Here is an 814-nt window from a genome sequence, read left to right as displayed (position 1 = left end):
TTTATAAGTTTCTTGGCGGTTATGAACCAGAGAGAAGCCTTTAAACTCATGCGCGATACAGGCATCGAGCTCACGTGTCGCAATCACTCGTTCACGACGACTCAATGTCGACATCAAGCCCAACATAGCTGAAGCTGCCACACCGGCAACGGACGTACCGAAAGCCAAGCCCAAACCATTGATCGGCGCGGCCAAACCTGTGCGAATTGCCTCTAATTCTGTGGTTCCTTGTAGTGCCGTGACAGCACCCTGCAAGGTATCAACCATTCCGACAAAAGTACCTAACAAGCCGAGCATTACCAGTAAGCCGACTAAGTAGGGCGTCACGACAGGCGCGGGTAGACCAATGCGCTCACCTTCTATTCTAAGCTGAACAGCATTACGCAGCGAGGCGTGAAGCGACAGTAGCCATTTGTCAAACTGGTTTTCGTTATCCGACTCGGCTTGTACGGCAAATTTTGGAATATCTTTTAGCGCGACTGACAGTGTTTGTGTCGCCTTCTGAAATCGTAAGAGCTCAAGGGTGCCAATACTAAACACCACACCAATAACGACAGTAATCAGCAAGGCCAAGGTATCACTACCCAAGAATACCCAGCTCATACCGATGATAGCCAATGCGCCTAATAAAAATGCCAGCCCAAAAAGAAGCTTATTCATAAGCAACTAGTAACCTCTAATTTCATAATTGTGTCCATAGCGATGCACTCAGTTTGCCGATTGCACCGTTTCATTTAATGCTTCTATCAAGCCCAGCACGAGCTGCAAGCGCGCTTCCAGCTCTGCCATCAGCAAGCGCTTTAAAGCTGCTAGA

At 48.4% G+C, this 814-nt stretch carries 1 pseudogene; it reads right to left on the bottom strand.

The features are described from left to right. Positions 1-660: pseudogene (locus A3763_RS04625) on the bottom strand (DUF802 domain-containing protein); the annotation flags it as partial. Positions 661-814 lie beyond the last annotated feature (154 nt).

It is taken from the genome of Oleiphilus sp. HI0128 (genome assembly GCF_001635365.1).
This window is presented reverse-complemented; position numbering and strand designations above follow the sequence as displayed.